This is a genomic window from Blautia sp. KLE_1732_HM_1032 (assembly GCF_025147905.1).
In the GTDB taxonomy this organism is placed as follows: domain Bacteria; phylum Bacillota; class Clostridia; order Lachnospirales; family Lachnospiraceae; genus Blautia_A; species Blautia_A fusiformis.
The window spans coordinates 2266793-2287201 of record NZ_CP102266.1 but is presented as its reverse complement, the minus strand read 5'-3'; the positions used below and the strand labels follow the sequence as shown (position 1 = coordinate 2287201).

The window sequence follows — 20409 nt, the reverse complement described above, 5'->3', positions numbered from 1 at the left end:
TATGTATAAGATCGCAGTAGAAAATTTGCCGGCATTATTCCGGAAAATTGCCGCAGACCAGGAATTATATTTACCGGTAAAGGTAAGTGAGCAGGTGAACTTCAAGGCATGGAGCGAGGATGCAGAAGTTTCCCTTGAAACACTGAAAACCGTGAAATCACCGAAGGATGCTTTCTTTCCGCAGAGTGAAAATCTCTATACCTGTAAAAAAGATGGGAAAAATATCAGCATTGAGCCTCAGGCACTGAAAGACCAGAATTTTGTCGTATTCGGAATGAGAGCCTGTGATGTACAGGGCGTGAAGGTTCTCGACAAGGTGTTTCTTGGGGATCCGGTGGATACTTTTTACCAGGCAAGAAGAGAACATGGAACTATCGTAGCTCTTGCCTGTCATGAACCGGAGGAAAGCTGCTTCTGTAAAGTATTTGGCATTGATGCCGCAGATCCGGAAGCAGATGTTGCAGCCTGGATCATCGAGGGAGAGCTTTTCTGGAAGCCTCTCACAGAAAAGGGAAATGCTCTGACAGAAACTGTGAAGGAGCTTTTGGCAGATGCTGATGAGACAAGGGTAGAAGAGGAAAAGAAGGCGATCCGTGATATTATCGAGCTTCTTCCATATACACATCTTTCACTGGAAGGATGGGCGCAGGAAGAATACATGGACCGTTTCAATTCTCCTGTATGGGAGAAACTGTACAAGCCTTGTCTTGCCTGCGGAACCTGTACCTTCGTATGTCCGACCTGTCAGTGTTATGACATCAAGGATTACGACACAGGGCACGGTGTTCACCGTTACCGCTGCTGGGATTCCTGCATGTATTCTGATTTTACCATGATGGCTCATGGAAACAACCGTACCAGCCAGATGCAGAGATTCCGTCAGAGATTTATGCATAAGCTTGTTTATTATCCGTTAAATAATGACGGTATGTTCTCCTGTGTTGGCTGTGGCCGCTGTGTGGAGAAATGTCCGGAATCTTTAAATATCGTAAAAGTCATCAAGGCCTTTGAAAAACAGGGAGGTGAAAAGAATGAGTGAATGTACCTGTCATAAGAATTATACACTGGATACGCTGATCCCCAAGGTTGGCGTGATCACAGATATCCGTCAGGAGACACCGGATGTAAAAACCTTCCGTGTGGAAGCTCCGGAGGGTGGAAAGCTTTTCGAGCATATGCCAGGACAGTGTGCCATGGTCTGTGCACCAGGCGTCAGTGAAGGTATGTTTTCCATTACTTCTTCTCCGACTGTAAAGGATTATCAGGAATTCAGCATCAAAAAATGCGGATCTCTTACTGATCATCTCCACAGCCTTCAGGTTGGAGATGAGATCGCAGTCCGCGGACCATACGGAAATCATTTTCCGGTGGAAGATAAGTTAAAGGGAAAAAATCTCCTGTTCATCGCAGGTGGAATCGGTCTGGCACCTCTTCGTTCCGTGATCAATTATGTGCTGGATAACCGTGAGGATTACGGAACAGTAGATATTCTCTATGGTTCCCGTTCCGCAGATGATCTGGTGCAGCTTAAGGAAATCCAGGAAGTATGGATGAAAACAGAAGGTGTAAATGTATATCTTACCATTGACCGCGAGCAGGAAGGCTGGGACGGTCATGTGGGATTTGTTCCGAATTATCTGAAGGAGATTGGTTTTGATACCAATAAGACCGCTCTGGTCTGCGGCCCGCCGATCATGATCAAATTCGTTCTGGCAGGACTGGAAGAGCTGGGCTTCTCCAGAGATCAGGTATATACCACACTGGAGCTTCGTATGAAATGCGGTGTCGGAAAATGCGGCCGCTGCAACATCGGAGACAAATACGTCTGCAAAGACGGCCCGGTATTCCGGTGCGATGAAATAGATGAATTGCCTAGTGAGTACTGATAAGCAAAAGAAAGGACTGGTAATCTCAAATGGAAAATAATATGGTAAACGTATATTTTTTCGGTAAAAAATACAGCGTTCCCGGTGATCTGACCATTATGACAGCTATGGAATATGCCGGTTATACATTAAAAAGAGGATGCGGCTGCAGACACGGATTCTGCGGTGCCTGCGCAACCATCTACAGGATCAAGGGACAGAATGAGCTAAAAACCTGTCTCGCCTGTCAGACACAGGTGCAGGAGGGAATGTATGTGGCAAGTATCCCGTTCTTCCCTACAGACAAGAGACTTTATAATATAGAAGATCTTAAGCCGAACCAGCAGGTAATGATGGAGCTCTATCCGGAAATCTACAGCTGCATCGGATGCAATGCCTGCACAAAGGCCTGTACACAGGACTTAAATGTCATGCAGTATATTGCATATGCACAGAGAGGCGAGCTTGAGAAATGTGCAGAGGAATCCTTTGACTGTGTAAGCTGCGGCTGCTGTTCCGTAAGATGTCCGGCAGGAATTTCCCATCCGATGGTAGGCCTTCTGGCAAGACGTCTCACCGGTAAATATATCGCACCGAAAAGTGAACATCTGGAGAAACGTGTGGAAGAGATCCATGAGGGCAAATTTGATGATATGATCGAGAAGATCATGCAGAAGCCGATCACAGAGATGCAGGAACTTTACAACAGCAGAGAAATCGAGAAGTAGGAGGGCGTAAAACATGTATGCACCATATCCAGAAAATATGATGGAATCCATCAAAAAGGTAGAGGCTACAAGAGCAGAGCGTATGGCAACAGAGCCAAGACGTCTGAGTGCAGATGAGAAAGATGCTCTTCTCAAAAAATTCCATCCGGATTATAACCCGGATGCATTTGCAGAGATCAAGGTAGGACCGAACAAGGGACAGAAAGCACCACTGGAACTGACAAAAATGCTCCATTCAGAAAGCCGTCTGCTCAACGAAAAAATCGATCTTACAAAAATCGATTATGATGTAGATGTACTCATCATCGGTGGTGGCGGAGCAGGATCTTCCTGTGCCATCGAGGCTCATAACGCAGGTGCCAACGTTATGATCGTCACAAAGCTCCGTATCGGTGATGCCAACACCATGATGGCAGAAGGCGGGATCCAGGCAGCAGATAAAGAAAATGATTCCCCGGTACAGCATTATCTGGACTGCTTTGGAGGCGGACATTTTGCCGCGAAACCGGAGCTTGTAAAAAGACTGGTAATGGAAGCCCCGGATGCGATCAAATGGCTCAACGACCTTGGTGTTGAGTTTGATAAAGCAGAAGACGGAACCATGGTCACTACACATGGCGGCGGTACCTCCAGAAAGAGAATGCATGCTGCAAAGGATTATTCCGGATCAGAGATCATGCGTACTATCCGTGATGAGGTCTTAAATCTTAAGATCCCGGTAGTGGAATTTACCTCCGCTGTAGAGCTTCTGAAGGATGAAAAAGGACAGGTTTCCGGCGCAGTCCTTCTTAACATGGAAACCGGAGACTATTCCGTTGCAAGAGCAAAAACAGTTGTAATTGCAACCGGTGGTGCAGGAAGAATGCATTACCAGGGATTCCCAACATCCAACCATTACGGAGCAACTGCTGACGGACTTGTGCTTGGATACAGAGCAGGCGCTTCCCTTCTTTATCAAGATTCTATCCAGTATCATCCAACAGGTGCGATTTATCCATCACAGATCCTTGGTGCCCTGGTAACAGAGAAGGTTCGTTCCGTTGGTGCACAGCTTGTAAATGCAAACGGAGAAGCTTATATTCATCCGCTGGAAACCCGTGATGTAAATGCTTCCGGTGTTATCCGAGAGTGTGAGGAAGGCCGTGGCGTTGAAGTTCCAGGCGGACGAAAGGGTGTATGGCTGGATACTCCGATGATCGAGATCCTGGGAGGTGAGGGAACTATCGAAAAGAGGATCCCTGCCATGTTCCGTATGTATATGAACTACGGTATTGATATGAGAAAAGTTCCGATCGTGATCTATCCGACCCTTCATTATCAGAACGGTGGTCTTGAGATCAACGGAGACGGCTTTACAAAAGAAATCCCGAACCTTCTGGTTGCAGGAGAGGCGGCAGGCGGAATCCACGGAAGAAACCGACTGATGGGAAATTCTCTTCTTGACGTAATTGTATTTGGAAGAAATGCAGGTAAAAAAGCAGCTGCCAAATGCAAAGAGGTAGAGCTTGGCACCATGAATCTGGATCATATCAGAAAATATGAAGAGGAACTGAAAAATGCAGGCGTTGATACAGGAGACGTATCTCCTATGCTTCTGCCGAAATATGCCCGCCACGAACGTTAAGTTAAAAATATGTTATGATAATAAAAACATATGAGATAAGCGAAAGGAGTCTATTATGAGAGAAATCGAAGTAAGCAGACTTACAGAGGTTATCGAAAAACTCTGTATCGAAGCCAATGAACATCTCCCGGAAGATGTGAAGGATGCTATCAAAACCTGCCGTGCCTGCGAGGACGGCGAGATCGCAAAAGGTGTCCTTGATAACATTATCGAGAATTTTGATATTGCGGACAGTGAGAATGTTCCGATCTGTCAGGATACCGGAATGGCATGCGTATTCCTTGAAATTGGTCAGGATGTCCACTTTACAGGCGGAGATTTAAATGATGCCATCAATGAAGGTGTACGCCGCGGATACGATAAAGGTTACCTGAGAAAATCCGTTGTCAAGGATCCGGTACGCCGTGGAAACACAGGTGACAATACACCGGCTATGATCTATACAGAGATCGTTCCTGGAGATCAGGTGAAAGTAACTGTAGGACCAAAAGGCTTCGGAAGCGAGAATATGAGCCAGATCCGTATGTTCAAGCCATCTGCAGGCCTTCAGGGAATCAAGGATTTCATTCTTGAGGCTGTAGAAACTGCAGGTCCGAACCCATGTCCGCCTATGGTAGTTGGTGTTGGTATCGGAGGAACTTTTGACAAATGTGCACTTCTTGCAAAGAAAGCGCTGATGCGTCCTCTGAATACAGAGAACCCGGATCCTTACTATGCAGATCTTGAAAAAGAGATGCTGGAGAAGATCAACAAGCTTGGTATCGGACCTCAGGGCTTTGGTGGAAAAACCACAGCTATCGGTCTGAACATTGAGACTATGCCTACTCATATCGCAGGTATGCCATGTGCAGTTAACATCAACTGCCATGTAACACGTCATAAAACGGAGGTGCTTTAATATGGAAAGAAGAAAGATCACACTGCCTCTGACAAGAGAGCTGGCAAGAACTCTCCATGCAGGCGACCAGGTTTTATTGACAGGAACTATCTATACATCCCGTGATGCAGGTCACAAGAGAATGTGCGAGGCCCTTGCAAAAGGAGAAAAGATTCCTTTTGACCCTACAGATGCTACTATTTACTATGTAGGTCCGACTCCGGCAAAACCAGGCGAAGTCATCGGCTCCGCAGGCCCTACAACCAGCGGCCGTATGGATGCCTATGCACCGACTATGATGTCCGTAGGCGCCAGAGGAATGATCGGAAAAGGTGCCCGCCTTCCGGAAGTCGTAGATGCCATGAAAAAATATGACGGCGTATATTTCGGAGCCATCGGCGGTGCAGGTGCACTTCTTGCAAAATGCATCAAAAAAGCAGAGCTTATCGCTTACGAAGACCTGGGCGCAGAAGCACTCCGCAAGCTTTATGTGGAAGACATGCCGCTTGTAGTCATCATTGACAGTGAGGGAAATAACCTCTACGAAGAGGGACGTGCAGAGTACCTGAAAGAGCACGCAGAATAATCTTTTGCCCCAAAATGTGATATTGTGATATATTTCAAAAAGGAATAAAAAAAGGATAAAAGTCCGACAGTAAATGCTGAAAATCCGTGCAGAAGCATTTATTGTTGGGCTTTTTAATTTTATCATTTCACTTTCAATTTAATCATTCTTGCGAAAATGATCAAATTAAAGTTGACAATGATAAGATTGATTTATATACTTGAAGTAAATAAAATCGAAAAAAGAGTGATAAAGAAGGTGATGAAAAATATATGAGACAGTTTGATTATCGGGAAAAGTGGAAAAATCTGTTGACTCCTGAAATTGTATCTTACCTGACACAGATACATGAATTTAAAGGAGAACAAACTCTTTTTATTGAGGTCAAAGCAGATACTCTTACACAATTAGTTGAAATCGCCAAGATTCAAAGTACGGAAAGTTCCAACAAAATAGAAGGTATTTATACATCAGACATCAGATTGCGGGAATTGGTAAAAGACAAAACAAGGCCAAGGACAAGAAATGAACAGGAAATTGCCGGATACAGAGATGTATTGAATACAATTCATGAAAGCCATGACCATATCCCACCAAAGTCTGCGATTATTTTACAGCTTCACAGAGATTTGTATAAATTTGAAAGTTACAATATTGGAGGGAAATATAAAACTGCAGATAATGTCATTGAGGAAGAAGATTCTCAGGGAATAAAAAAAATACGGTTTAAACCAGTACCGGCATGGGAAACACCGGAAGCAATGGAAGAACTATGCAGAGCATTTGAAGAGGCAATGGCAACAGGAGAAATAGATCCGCTTCTTTTGATTCCAATGTTTATTCTGGATTTCCTATGCATACATCCGTTTAATGACGGCAATGGAAGAATGAGCCGTTTACTTACACTGTTACTTTTGTACAGATCCGGCTATATTGTGGGAAAATATATCAGTATCGAGAGAATGATAGAAAATTCAAAGGAATTATACTATGAATGTTTAAGGGAAAGTTCTGAGAACTGGTATGAGAATAAGAATGATTATATACCATTTATAAAATATATGCTTGGCGTTATAGTAGGAGCATACAGAGAGTTTTCTTCAAGGATAAAATTGCTGATAACACAGAATATATCAAAACCGGAGCGAATAGAAGAGATTATAAAAAACACTCTGGGAACAATTACAAAAAAGGAAATCGCAGAAAAGTGTCCGGATATCAGTGTGGTAACGATACAGAGAACACTGGCAGAATTACTGACAGCAGAAAAAATTTTAAAAATCGGCGGCGGAAGGTATACGAAATATACCTGGAATAATGAGCGATAGATGGGAGATAAAAAATGATCACTGGTGAATTAAAAAACAAAATAGATGGTTTATGGGATATATTTGCGGCAGGAGGACTTGTCAATCCACTGGAAGTAATCGAACAGATTACATACCTGATGTTTATTCATGATCTGGATGATTCCGATAATATGCGGGCAAGAGAAAGTGCAATGCTTGGATTGTCATTTCAGAGTATTTTTTCCGGAGAAGTAAAAATAGGTGAGAGAACAATTGACGGAAGTCAGCTGAAATGGTCCGTATTCCATGATTTTCCGGCAGACAGAATGTATATGATCATGCAGGAATGGGTATTTCCGTTTATAAAAAATCTTCATAATGATAAAAACAGTGCATATTCCAAATATATGGACGATGCGATATTTAAGCTTCCGACACCACTCCTTTTATCCAAAGTGGTGGATTCTCTGGATGAAATTTACAAACTTATGAATGAAATCCAGACAGCAGATGTCAGAGGAGATGTATATGAATATCTTCTTTCAAAAATAGCTCAGTCCGGACGGAATGGACAGTTCCGTACACCAAGACATATTATCCGGATGATGGTTGAGATGATGGATCCGTCCAGTGATGAGATTATCTGTGATCCGGCATGTGGAACCTCCGGATTTCTGGTTGCAGCAGGAGAATATCTGAAAGAAAAAAGAAAAGAAGAAATTTTTTATGATAAGCAGAAAAAAAATCATTACATGAATCATATGTTCCATGGATACGATATGGACCGCACCATGCTTCGTATTGGAGCCATGAATATGATGACTCACGGAATAGAAAATCCTTATATTGAATATCGGGATAGCTTATCTGATCAGAATGCAGATAAAGATCAGTATTCTCTTGTGCTGGCAAACCCACCTTTTAAAGGAAGTCTGGATGCAGAGTCCGTTTCCGGAGATCTTCTTAAGGTTTGTAAGACAAAGAAAACAGAACTTTTATTTCTGGCTTTGTTTTTGAGGATTATGAAAATTGGAGGAAGATGCGCTTGTATTGTACCAGATGGTGTACTCTTTGGATCATCACGGGCACATAAATCCATCCGAAAAGAAATTGTTGAAAATCAGAGACTGGAAGCTGTAATATCCATGCCTTCCGGTGTGTTTAAACCCTATGCAGGAGTTTCCACAGCAATTCTTATTTTCACAAAAACAGAACATGGCGGAACCGATCAGGTGTGGTTTTATGACATGAAAGCAGATGGCTTCAGTCTGGACGATAAACGTACTCCGGTTACGGAGAATGACATTCCAGATATTATAGAGCGTTTCAAAAACCTTGATAAAGAAGTGGAACGGAAACGAACAGATCAGTCATTTATGGTACCGAAAAAAGATATTGTAGAGAATGATTATGATCTCAGTATTAATAAATACAAAGAAATCGAATACACTCCGGTGGAATATCCGCCAACATCAGAAATCATGGCCAATATCCGGGAACTGGAGCTGGAGATCGGAAAAGAAATGGATGAGTTGGAGCGGTTGTTGGGATTATAGAAGAAAGGATGGCAGATTCGAAAATTCGGGTTTGTAGGTAAGCGCAAAATAATTCGACGGATTGTGTTGCCCTAAAAATCATTCCATAATAATCATTAGAAAATGCAAGCATTTCACTTTATCTTCTCTTGCCAGAAATGATAGATGCGAGCATTTTACTCTATCCGATTTATGGAGGTGTGCTCATGAGAAGCAAAAGAATACCTGCCGAAGAACAATACCGTCTCATCATGGAATGCCGTCAAAGTGGATTGACCGATCATCAATGGTGTGTGGAACACGACATCAAACCGGGGACTTTTTACAACTGGGTAAAAAGGCTGCGTCAGAAAGGTTGTGTGGATTTGCCAGCGTCAACCGGACGCAGCTATCGTGCACCGGAAAGCCAGGAAGTTGTCAGAATGGATTTTCATGATACTGACCCGCTCCCATATGAACAGCCATTCAATGTGATTCCGGTAGCTACGGAAAGAAATAACCTTTCCGTAGCAGAGCCAATGAAGCTGTCTGTAGGAAGCTTCCATCTAACAATACCAAATGGAACAGATCCTCAGCTTCTGGCTCAAACGCTCCGCATTGTGAAGGAGTTGGAATGTTAGGGGATATCACAGCCGCCGATGAAATCTATATCGTAACAGGCAGAACGGATATGCGGAAATCCATTGACGGGCTGTGTGCTATTGTAGAGGATCAACTCCATATGGATCCAAGGCGAAGTGCCCTGTATCTTTTCTGTGGAAAACGTTGTGACAGGATCAAAGCTTTGCTCTGGGAGTCTGACGGATTTGTGCTGCTGTATAAACGCATGGAAGTCCAGGGCAGGTTCCGCTGGCCCAGAAATCAGCTGGAAGTAAAGCAACTGACCTGGCAGCAATTCGACTGGCTCATGTCCGGGCTTGAAATCGAACAGCCAAAGGCATTCAAACCTACGGAATGATCGCGTAAAACATCTATGCCAACCAACAGAAAGGGAGGGGGTTCTCACCCTATATCATGTCTGAAATCCCTTGTAAATACTGGGTTTTCTGCTTCTTTTTCATTGCTTTTTATGGTATAATAAGAGCAGTGAAAAAGGAGCAGAAAACATATGGCCGGTAATTCAAAAGATTCAAAAATCCTCGCGTACAAGGACCTGATCAACCAACTGAATAAGACGATTTCCACACAGACAGAACTGATCCAGTCTTTACAAAAAACATTGGAAGCAGACCGTCTGGAAAAAGAAAACCTTCGTCAGCAGATTGAATATCTCACGAAGAAGCTTTTTGGTACTTCCAGTGAAAAACGGAAAGATATCGATGGTCAGCTGAATCTTTTTGATGAAGCCGAGCAGGAAGCAGATCCGACATGGAAACAGGAACTTCCTGATGACATCACTGTTCCGGAACATAAGCGAAAAGCACGACGGACACATGCAGATCTCTTTAAAAATGTTCCTTCCTGCGACGAGATCATTTCTCTTCCGGAGGAGGAGCGGAACTGTCCAACCTGCGGAACACAGATGGAATGTATTGGGAAAGAATTCGTCCGCCATGAATTCCGGTTTACCCCTGCCAAAGGGAAAGTAGTAAATATCTATCGTGAAACCTATAAATGCCCGGAATGTGCCATATCAGAGGAACACCCGGATGATCAGACATTTGTCAAAGCGCCTGTCCAGGAACCATTGATCCCAGAAAGTTATGCATCGGAATCCGTTGTAGGATGGGCAATGCACCAGAAGTACCAGAATGGCCTGCCATTAAACCGGCAGGAATCGGAATGGAAGCAGCTGGGTGTCCCATTAAGCCGGGCTACGCTTGCTAACTGGATCATTTACTGTGCCGAGAATTACCTCTGTCATGTTTATGATTATTTTCACCGTCAGTTACGGATGCGTAAATATCTGATGGCAGATGAAACCCGGGTTCAGGTACTGAATGAGCCGGAGCGCAATCCTGAAACAGGTTCCTGGATGTGGCTCTTCCGCAGTGGAGAAGATGGGCTTCCGCCGATCCTGCTCTATCATTACACAGAGACAAGGGCAAAGTTCCATGCAGCATCTTTCTTGCAGGGGTTCAGCGGATATCTGGAGACTGATGGATACCAGGGTTATAACAATCTGCCGGATATCAAACGCTGCTCTTGCTGGGCACATGTGAGACGTTACTTCACAGATGCCATACCGAAAGGGAAAGAGTATGATTACAGCCTTCCGGCAGTGCAGGGAGTACAGTTCTGCTCCAAGCTGTTTGATTGTGAGCGGTACTCAAAAGCAAAAAATCATACTGCGGAGCAGAGAAAACAGTTCCGTCTTGAAAAGGAGAAGCCGATACTGGAGGCATTCTGGAATTGGCTGGATCAACAGCGTCCAAATAAGGGAACCCGTTTGGCGAAAGCGGTGAACTATGCCCAAAATCGGAAAGACACCCTGATGACCTATCTGGAAGACGGTCATTGCAGTTTATCCAATAATCTTAGCGAGAATGCAATCAGACCATTCACTGTTGGCCGGAAAAACTGGCTGTTCAGTGCCAGTCCGAAGGGAGCTGCCTCTAGCGCTATTGTGTATACAATGGTTGAGATGGCAAAAGCGAATGACCTGAATACCTACAAATATCTGACATACCTCTTATCACAGCGGCCAGACGCTAAAATGTCAGATGAACAGCTGGAACAGCTTGCCCCATGGAGCGAGACTGCGAAAGCGAACTGTCAAAACTAAACATAGAGTAAAACGCTTGCATCTATCATTTTGGTGCAAGCGTGATTCATGGGCAGCGTAGCAATATTTTGCGCTTACGTTTGTAGGGGTGATGATAGATGAAATTAATAGATGTTTGTGATTTTCAAGGTGGTTCACAGCCACCTAAAGAGGAGTGGGCTTTTGAAGAACAGGATGGATATATTCGTATGCTTCAAATACGAGATTTTACGCAGAGTGAAAAAGTGATTCCAGAATATATCAAGGTAAGCAATAGTACAAAAACATGCGAAGTAGATGATATTTTAATTGCAAGATATGGTGCATCTATTGGCAAAATTTTGACAGGATTAGCAGGAGCATACAATGTTGCAATAATGCGCACAGTTCCTGATACAAGTAAAGTTCAGAAAAGATATTTGTATTATTACTTAAAGTCACCTTATTTTCAAAATGCAATATTGAATGTAGGGTCAAGAGCTGCACAAGCTGGGTTTAATAAAGAAGATCTATCTAAGTTAGAAATAAAATGCCCAGCGCTGATAGATCAAGGTGAGATTGTGAGTGTTTTAGAAAAAGTTGAGTCAGTAATTCAAAAAAGAAAACAAGAATTGCAATTATTAGACAATCTCATAAAAGCCCGATTTGTCGAACTCTTTGTAGGAAAAAAATATGAGATAGTTAAGGCTGGGTCAATAATAAAAGAGATGCGCAATGGTGTATCGCCTTCAACAAGCGGAGGGCATTTCGAGAAAGTATTAACATTATCAGCAATAACCCAAGGAAAATTTGATGATAAGGCATGGAAGGAGGGCTTTTTTACTGATTGTCCATCGGCTGAAAAACGAATAACAGAAGATGATTTTTATATATGTCGTGGAAATGGAAACAAATCATTAGTAGGGATGGGAGTATATGCATTGGAAAACAGACCAGATTTGGTTTTTCCTGATACGGTTATTGCAGCACATATAGATACGGAACGAATGGTTCTTCCATATTTGTGGATAATGTGGCAACAACCGGAAGTTAGAAAGCAACTTGAATCTGGTGCTAGAACAACGAATGGTACTTACAAAATTAATCAAAAAGTTATCAGCGAAATAAAGATTATCTGTCCACCGATAAATGAACAAGAGGTATTTGCCGACTTCGTCAAACAAGCCAACAAATCAAAAGTTAAAGTGCAAAAAGCACTGGATGAAACACAAAAGTTATTCGACAGTCTCATGCAACAATACTTTGGCTAGAAAGGGGAGAGCTGAATGGCGATAATGACGGTGTACCATGGTGGATATCAGGCTGTAGAGAAACCGGAAATTCGAAATGGATGTAATACAAAAGATTTTGGAACTGGTTTTTTCTGTACGATTATAAAAGAACAGGCTCAAAGATGGGCCAGGAGGTATGATACGAAGGTTGTATCTGTCTATGATGTGCGTTTAAAATCGAATCTGAAAATAAAAGAATTCAAAGATATGACAGAAGAATGGTTGGATTTTATAATTGCATGTCGGAGTGGGAAAGACCATGAATATGATATTGTAATCGGTGCAATGGCAGACGATCAGATTTATAATTTTGTTTCTGATTACATGGACGGTACGATTACCAGAGAACAGTTTTGGGTTCTGGCAAAGTTCAAGTATCCAACTCATCAGATAGCATTTTGTTCCAAAGAATCATTGAAATGCCTGAAGTATAGAGATTGTGAGGTGCTATAAATGGCAGGAGAAGGACATGAAAGCAAAAAAGATAATGATTTATTTTACACATGCAGCCTGATCGATTACATTGCCAGGAAAACAAAGAATACACGGGCAGATGTTGTAAATAAACTTGGAAAGCAGAGAATTGATAAAATCTATGACCTGGCAGATATTTACCATTGTGACAACATTGACAGAGTCAGTGAGGATTTTATTGAAGAAGCAGGAATGCAAGAAGGAAATTTTAACAATGTGGGTGATTGTAAATATAGCATTCCATCACATTGGGACATTGGAAAAGTATATAAGCGGCTGATAAAAATGGTTGCTGCAGATGAAAATATTGGAATCGTAGATGCTTTAATAAAAGTATACAATTCCTTTATCAGTGCAAAGATTGATGACTACAACAGCAGTGTATATTACGAAAATCCGTCATATATATTTGAATCGTACCGAGAAAATAAAATGCTATAAACAAAATGGTTGAAGGATGCTGGTATATCTTGAAAGGAGTATGCCAGTATGGAAGAAAAAATAGTAAAAATACTGAATGAAATGTCAGAATATCTGTCAATTACACAAATGAAAAAACTTCAGGAAGTAATCTTAAAAGTATGTGCAGAGAATGAAGCTGACAAAATGGAAATATCCAATATAGATTTTCTTAAAATGTTTCTGGACGCAAAGAAGATAGAAGGTTGTTCAGAAAGAACTATTCAATATTATAAAGTTACGGTAGAACATTTGTTATCCCATATTGAAACATCTGTAAGGAAGATTACAACAGAAGAAATACGGACATATCTGGCAGAATATCAGAAAAATAATAAATGTTCAAATGTTACGGTGGATAACATTCGAAGAAACATTTCCAGCTTTTTCTCCTGGTTAGAGGAAGAAGATTATATTTTAAAAAGTCCTATGAAACGGATTCATAAGATTAAAACTAAAACGGTAGTAAAAAGCGTTATTACAGATGAAGGAATTGAACGACTTAGGGATAACTGCAAAGAAATCAGGGATCTGGCAATTATAGATTTACTATATTCTACAGGAATACGAGTAGGTGAACTGGTAAATCTGAATGTTGATGATATTGATTTGGAAGGGCGTGAGTGCATTGTATATGGAAAGGGAGACAAAGAGCGACGGGTATATTTTGATGCAAAAGCGAAGGTGCATTTAAAAAAATATATTGATCACCGAAAAGATAATAATTCTGCATTGTTTGTAACCCTGGATGCACCACATGATAGGCTAAAAATAAGCGGAGTGGAAATTCGTTTAAGGGAATTAGGAAGACGAATTGATCTGGAACGCATTCATCCCCATAAATTTCGAAGAACCATGGCAACCAGAGCAATAGATAAAGGAATGCCAATAGAACAGGTGCAAAAAATATTAGGACATTCACAAATTGATACAACGATGCAGTATGCGATGGTGAATCAAAACAATGTTAAAACATCTCATCAGAAATATATGAGCTGAATTTTATTCAAATTCGGGTTTGTGGTGGGATGCTTTAGATGGAAAAAGTAAAATTATCAGATATATGCAATCCTAAACAGTGGAAAGCTATTTCGACAAGCGATTTGCTGAACGAGGGATACCCGGTTTATGGGGCAAATGGAATAATTGGTTATTATAATGAATATAATCACGAGAATCCGGTTGTAACTGTTACATGTAGAGGTGCAACTTGTGGTTCAATAAATATTACGGTTCCAAAAGCATATGTTACAGGAAATGCAATGTGTTTGGATGATTTAAGAAGCGATGTAGAGATAGAATATTTGTATTATTGTCTTAAACATTATGATTTCAAAAATATTATTAGTGGCTCTGCACAGCCACAGATTACGAGACAGGGAATGGAAAAAATCTATATCATGCTTTGCTCGCAAGAAGAACAGAAAGATATAGTTAATAAATTAAAAAAAACAGAGAAAATAATTAAATTAACGAAACAGAAATTACAGTCATTGGATAACCTTATTAAAGCCCGATTTGTCGAACTCTTTGTAGGAAAAAAATATGAGATAGTTAAGGCTGGGTCAATAATAAAAGAGATGCGCAATGGTGTATCACCTTCAACAAGCGGAGGGCATTTCGAGAAAGTATTAACATTATCAGCAATAACCCAAGGAAAATTTGATGATAAGGCATGGAAGGAGGGCTTTTTTACTGATTGTCCATCGGCTGAAAAACGAATAACAGAAGATGATTTTTATATATGTCGTGGAAATGGAAACAAATCATTAGTAGGGATGGGAGTATATGCATTGGAAAACAGACCAGATTTGGTTTTTCCTGATACGGTTATTGCAGCACATATAGATACGGAACGAATGGTTCTTCCATATTTGTGGATAATGTGGCAACAACCGGAAGTTAGAAAGCAACTTGAATCTGGTGCTAGAACAACGAATGGTACTTACAAAATTAATCAAAAAGTTATCAGCGAAATAAAGATTATCTGTCCACCGATAAATGAACAAGAGGTATTTGCCGACTTCGTCAAACAAGTCAACAAATCAAAAGTTATCAATCAGCTTTTACAGAAATGGAATTATATGTATCACGTTACAATCGAGAAAGTGAAATAAAGCAAAAGAAATGTTTTACGGAGATACGTGAGAGAAATTACTTACTACGAGGGGGATGAAATTTACAATGGTATATTTTCAGAAGAGGGTTAAATATGCAAAATGAAATAATTTTATTTGAAACTGCTGATAAGGAAATAAAATTAACTGTGTCTGTCAAAAATAATACCGTATGGCTTAATAGAAATCAGCTAGCTAAATTATTTGGAAGAGATGTAAAGACAATTGGTAAACATATTAATAATGCATTAAAAGAAGAACTGGATAATTCAGTTGTCGCAAATTTTGCGACAACTGCTTCAGATGGAAAAGTGTATCAAGTAGAACATTATAATTTAGATATGATTATTTCTATAGGCTATAGAGTCAAATCTAACAGGGGTGTAGAATTTAGAAAATGGGCAAATAATGTTCTGAAACAGTATATCCTACAAGGCTATGCAATCAATAAAAAAAGATTAGAAGCCTTACAGAGAACAGTAAATATTCAAACCAAAATGCTTGCATGTACTTTGGAAATAGATGAAGCAGAGGTGCTAAAAGCTGTTGATTTATATACAAATGCCTTGATGTTATTAGACCAGTATGATCACCAGTCGATTAAAAAGCCTGCAGGAAATAAAGCCATATACAGAATTACATACGAGGATTGTAGAAATATGGTGAATGCAATGGAAGATTCATTTCATTCGGATGTCTTTGGTGTTGAAAAAGAAACGGGGAAAGTTGAAGGTATTCTTGCAGCAATTTACCAAAATGTTTTCGGAGGAGAGGTTTATCCTTCTTTAGAAGAGAAAGCCGCTAATCTTTTGTATTTTATGATAAAAGATCATCCCTATGCTGATGGATGTAAGAGAATTGCTGCATCGTTATTTTTGGAATTTTTAGCTCGCAATGATGTACTCTACAAAGATGGACAGAAAAGGATAAGTGATGGTGCATTAGTAGCAATTACATTGATGATTGCAGAGTCAGATCCAAAAGAAAAAGATATTATGGTTAATTTGGTAATGAATTTATTGTCAATGTAAAGTGAAAGTAAAAGAGGGAGATTTCACAATGGTAACAAACTTTGATTATTTAAAAAATGAATCAAAATTCTCTGCATTTGCGAATGTTGCCATCTCTGCAGAGAAAATTATATTAGCAGATCCGGATGCGAGTATTCTTAACAGCCGGCGGGCTATGGAATTTGCTGTGAAATGGTTGTATTCTGTGGAGAACAGTTTGCAGATTCCGTACCAGGATAACCTTCACACTTTGATGAATACAGAGGAATTCAGACAGTTAGTGGGACCGGATCTTTGGAAACGGATGGATTATATCCGCAGATGTGGAAATAGTGTGGCACATAGCAATAAAAAACCTGGCAGAGATGCAGCGATGCTGTGTCTTGAAAATCTGTCGATTTTTTTAGATTACGTTGCATATTGTTATGGAGAACAGTATCAGGAACATCCATTTGACAGGTCGATGATTGATGGCAGAATTGAGAAGGCAAAGGCATCCAGGGAAACAGCCAGAAAAGCAAAGGAAACACTTCTGAAAGAACAAGAAAAAACTGCCCAGCAGGAACTGGATCTACAAAAACTGATGGCAGAAAATACTTTTCTTAGGGAAGAATTGTCCGCACGCCACGAGAAACAGCAGCAGACATATGTTCCGAAACCTCTGGATCTGTCTGAATATGAAACCAGAAAACTTTACATAGATTCCATGCTCATTGATGCAGGATGGACACAGGGAAAAGACTGGTTAAATGAGATGACTGTGACAGGAATGCCGAATAAATCAGGGATTGGACGTATTGATTATGTTCTCTATGATGATATGAATAAACCTCTGGCAATTATAGAAGCAAAACGTACCTGCAAGGATATTGCTGAGGGCAGGCAGCAGGCGAAACTTTACGCAGATCTGCTGGAAAAGAAATATGAACGACGTCCGGTAATTTTCCTTACCAATGGTTTTGAAACCCGGATCATAGACGGACAATATCCGGAAAGAAAATGTTCAGTTATTTATTCCAAACGGGATCTGGAGAAATGGTTTAACCTTTTGAGTATGCGTACAAGCCTGCAAAATATTTCTGTAGATAAAAAGATTGCAGACCGCTATTATCAGGAAGCCGCGATAAAAGCAGTATGCCAGAGCTTTGATGAAAAGAATCGGAGAAAAGCCCTGCTTGTTATGGCCACAGGTTCCGGAAAAACCAGAACAGTAATGGCTTTGTGCAAGGTACTGGTTGATGCGGGCTGGGTGAAGAATATACTTTTTCTGGCGGACAGAAATTCACTGGTAACACAGGCGAAAAGAAGTTTTGTAAACTGGATGCAGAATTTTTCCTGTACAAATCTGGTTGAAGAAAAGAATAATTATATGTCGCGATGTGTTTTCTCCACATATCAGACCATGATAAACTGTATTGATACGATAAATGACAAAGAAGGAAAAGTTTTTACCTGTGGTCATTTTGATCTGATCATTTGTGATGAAGCGCACAGATCTATTTATAATAAGTATAAAGATATTTTTACATATTTTGATGCACTGCTTGTAGGACTTACCGCAACACCGAAAGATGAGATTGACAAAAATACATATGAAGTGTTTGAACTGGCAAACGGAGATCCCACTTATGGATATGATCTGGCGCAGGCGGTTAAGGATGGATATCTGGTTGATTATCTTTCGGTGGAATCCAGGGTGAAATTTATTGATCAGGGAATTGTATATGATGAACTTTCAGAAGCAGATAAAGAAATCTATGAAAATACTTTTGAAGACGAAAATGGAAAGCTTCCGGAAGCGATAAATTCGGCTGCATTGAATACCTGGATTTTTAACGAAGATACAATTAAAAAAGTTCTTCATGTCCTGATGAGAGATGGGATTAAAATTGAATACGGACAGAAGATTGGAAAAACAATTATTTTTGCGAAAAATCATGATCATGCGGAAAAGATTCTTGAGATTTTTAATAAGGAATATCCGCATTTAAAGAATTATGCTATGGTGATCGATAACAGAATGAAATATGCACAGAGTGCAATTGATGAGTTTTCAGATCCGAAAAAACTACCGCAGATCGCAATTTCTGTAGATATGTTAGATACCGGAATTGATGTACCTGAAGTTCTTAATCTTGTATTCTTTAAGAAAGTTATGAGTAAAGCAAAATTCTGGCAGATGATCGGACGAGGAACAAGACTATGCCCGGGATTGTTGGATGGGGAAGATAAGAAAAAGTTTTACATTTTTGATTTCTGTGGGAATTTTGAGTTTTTCCGAATGAATAAAGGAAAGGCAAGCGCAAATCTGATGGCGTTGCAAAGTGCAGTTTTTAATCTTCAGTTTGAGATTTCGTACAAGCTTCAGGATATTAAATATCAGACAGATAAATTAACTGCGTACAGGACTGCACTTGTAAAGCACATGACTGAAAAAGTAAAAGAGCTCCCAAGAGATAGTTTTACAGTTCGCCAACATTTGAAATATGTAGAATTATATTCAGAAGAGTCGAACTATCAGATGCTTACTTATGAAGATACTTTACTTGTACGGGAAGAGGTTGCACCCTTGATTTTGCCTGAAAGTGATGAAGTAACAGCAGTACGTTTTGATGCACTTATGTATGGAATAGAACTTGCATCTCTGGTTGGAAAGAAATATACAAGTGCGCGAAAAGATCTTTTAAAAAAGGTTTCCGGAATTGCCGGAGTGGCAAATATACCGGAGATTCAGGCACAGACAGAGCTGATCAATCAGATTTTGCATACAGATTATGTGGAAAATGCAGGAATTGATGAATTTGAAAATATCAGGAAAAATCTGAGAGATCTTATGAAGTATATTCCGGATAAGAGCAGGAATAAATATATGACCAATTTTACAGACGAAATTCTTTCAACGGAATGGAAAGAAGCAGAATTGGAAAACGATGATCTGGAAAATTATAAAGTACGAGTAGAATATTATGTCCGACAGCATCAGGATAACCATGTAATAGCTAAGCTGAAAAAGAATCAGTCACTTACAGAAAAAGATGTAGCTGAACTGGAAAAAATTCTCTGGAGCGAGCTTGGTACAAAAGAGGATTATGAAGCAGAATTTGGCAGAAAGCCATTGGGAGAATTTGTCAGAGAAATGGTAGGTCTTGATATGAATGCAGCAAAGGAAGCTTTTTCAAAGTATCTTGAGGATGTAAATCTGGACAGCAGGCAGATTTATTTTGTAAATCAGATCATTGAGTATATTGTTCATAATGGAATGATGAAAGATCTTTCTGTTTTGCTGGAATCTCCGTTTACGGATCGTGGGAGCATTTCGGAAATCTTTACAGATATGGGTGTTTGGCTTGGAATAAAAAAAGTCATTGATACGATCAACGCAAATGCTGCTGCATAAACATCCACCTCTGTAAAACATAAAATTTCAACCGGATTTACAATAATTTAACCATAAATCCGGTTGACAAAACCCGGCCGGGAACGTTATAATGGCCGGGTTGATAAAAAAATTAAGAAAAAAAGGCAGGTGAACAGAATGGACAGTTGTGATTCTCATGGGCGAAGTTGTAGCTCTCGGAGTGAAAGATGGAAAGAACAGAGAGGGATGAGAATGTTCCATTCTGTTTTAAGTGTACAGAATATCTGTGAGAATATTATATCTATATATCAGAAGGATATATTTGACAGGATGTATCGGTGTCATCAGAATCTGTACGATATTATTACATTATAATTGTAGCAGGATTATAATAGATATCTTTTTCATTCTTCTCATTCTGAGAATCTTACAATAAAGCGATCATGTATAAAATTCATTTCGCTTTATACTCAAATCCCAAGGAAACACAATCAAAAATCAAACAGCACATAGACATGCTTTAACATGTCTGT

18 protein-coding genes are annotated in these 20409 nt (G+C 40.2%); all 18 read left to right on the top strand.

Annotation, left to right across the window (positions count from 1 at the left end):
• The first annotated feature begins 1 nt into the window (after position 1).
• The 18 genes from NQ489_RS10975 (at position 2) to NQ489_RS10890 (ending at position 19915) form a co-directional block, all read left to right on the top strand.
• Positions 2–1039: a 4Fe-4S dicluster domain-containing protein gene (locus NQ489_RS10975; protein WP_021652992.1), complete on the top strand. Its 1038-nt coding sequence runs from the start codon at positions 2–4 to the stop codon at positions 1037–1039.
• On the top strand, positions 1032–1886 hold the full coding sequence (locus NQ489_RS10970; protein WP_021652991.1) for an FAD/NAD(P)-binding protein: 855 nt from the start codon (positions 1032–1034) through the stop codon (positions 1884–1886). The genes NQ489_RS10975 and NQ489_RS10970 overlap by 8 nt, the downstream gene beginning before the upstream one ends.
• Positions 1887–1915: 29 nt before the next feature.
• Entirely contained in the window at positions 1916–2593 is a 678-nt protein-coding gene (locus NQ489_RS10965; RefSeq protein WP_021652990.1) for a 2Fe-2S iron-sulfur cluster-binding protein, read from the top strand.
• Positions 2594–2606: 13 nt separating this feature from the next.
• The gene (locus NQ489_RS10960) at positions 2607–4217 is read left to right on the top strand and encodes an FAD-dependent oxidoreductase (RefSeq protein WP_021652989.1); all 1611 of its coding nucleotides are present in this window, start codon (positions 2607–2609) and stop codon (positions 4215–4217) included.
• Between the two features lie 55 nt (positions 4218–4272).
• Positions 4273–5115 carry a fumarate hydratase gene (locus NQ489_RS10955; RefSeq protein ID WP_021652988.1) on the top strand — a complete coding sequence of 281 codons (843 nt, stop codon included), beginning with the start codon at positions 4273–4275 and terminating at the stop codon, positions 5113–5115.
• Position 5116: 1 nt separating this feature from the next.
• Entirely contained in the window at positions 5117–5680 is a 564-nt protein-coding gene (locus NQ489_RS10950) for a Fe-S-containing hydro-lyase (RefSeq protein WP_021652987.1), read from the top strand.
• A gap of 251 nt (positions 5681–5931) precedes the next feature.
• A complete protein-coding gene (locus NQ489_RS10945; RefSeq protein ID WP_021652986.1) occupies positions 5932–6987 on the top strand; it encodes a Fic family protein in 1056 nt (351 codons plus the stop codon).
• 14 nt (positions 6988–7001) lie between these two features.
• Positions 7002–8504: a class I SAM-dependent DNA methyltransferase gene (locus NQ489_RS10940; protein ID WP_021652985.1), complete on the top strand. Its 1503-nt coding sequence runs from the start codon at positions 7002–7004 to the stop codon at positions 8502–8504.
• A gap of 185 nt (positions 8505–8689) precedes the next feature.
• Positions 8690–9103 carry an IS66 family insertion sequence element accessory protein TnpA gene (gene tnpA, locus NQ489_RS10935; protein WP_198013380.1) on the top strand — a complete coding sequence of 138 codons (414 nt, stop codon included), beginning with the start codon at positions 8690–8692 and terminating at the stop codon, positions 9101–9103.
• Positions 9097–9441 (top strand): IS66 family insertion sequence element accessory protein TnpB, encoded by a 345-nt coding sequence (tnpB, locus tag NQ489_RS10930; protein ID WP_009246070.1) that lies wholly within the window; start codon positions 9097–9099, stop codon positions 9439–9441. The genes tnpA and tnpB overlap by 7 nt, the downstream gene beginning before the upstream one ends.
• A 150-nt stretch (positions 9442–9591) precedes the next feature.
• On the top strand, positions 9592–11208 hold the full coding sequence (locus NQ489_RS10925) for an IS66-like element ISRgn2 family transposase (RefSeq protein ID WP_021650231.1): 1617 nt from the start codon (positions 9592–9594) through the stop codon (positions 11206–11208).
• A gap of 98 nt (positions 11209–11306) precedes the next feature.
• Complete coding sequence (locus tag NQ489_RS10920) at positions 11307–12437, top strand: restriction endonuclease subunit S (protein ID WP_227945522.1); 1131 nt, start codon at positions 11307–11309, stop codon at positions 12435–12437.
• A 15-nt stretch (positions 12438–12452) separates the two neighbouring features.
• Positions 12453–12911 carry a DUF3990 domain-containing protein gene (locus tag NQ489_RS10915; RefSeq protein WP_021651846.1) on the top strand — a complete coding sequence of 153 codons (459 nt, stop codon included), beginning with the start codon at positions 12453–12455 and terminating at the stop codon, positions 12909–12911.
• Positions 12912–13373, top strand: coding sequence for a hypothetical protein (locus NQ489_RS10910; RefSeq protein ID WP_021651847.1), 462 nt, complete (start codon positions 12912–12914; stop codon positions 13371–13373).
• A 48-nt stretch (positions 13374–13421) separates the two neighbouring features.
• Positions 13422–14390 (top strand): site-specific tyrosine recombinase/integron integrase, encoded by a 969-nt coding sequence (xerA, locus tag NQ489_RS10905; RefSeq protein ID WP_021651848.1) that lies wholly within the window; start codon positions 13422–13424, stop codon positions 14388–14390.
• Positions 14391–14428: 38 nt separating this feature from the next.
• Positions 14429–15508 (top strand): restriction endonuclease subunit S, encoded by a 1080-nt coding sequence (locus NQ489_RS10900; RefSeq protein ID WP_227945521.1) that lies wholly within the window; start codon positions 14429–14431, stop codon positions 15506–15508.
• A 95-nt stretch (positions 15509–15603) separates the two neighbouring features.
• Positions 15604–16539, top strand: a complete 936-nt coding sequence (gene rhuM / locus NQ489_RS10895) for a RhuM family protein (RefSeq protein ID WP_021651421.1) — start codon at positions 15604–15606, stop codon at positions 16537–16539.
• Positions 16540–16567: 28 nt separating this feature from the next.
• Positions 16568–19915, top strand: coding sequence for a DEAD/DEAH box helicase family protein (locus NQ489_RS10890; protein WP_044961507.1), 3348 nt, complete (start codon positions 16568–16570; stop codon positions 19913–19915).
• The last annotated feature ends 494 nt before the right edge of the window (positions 19916–20409 follow it).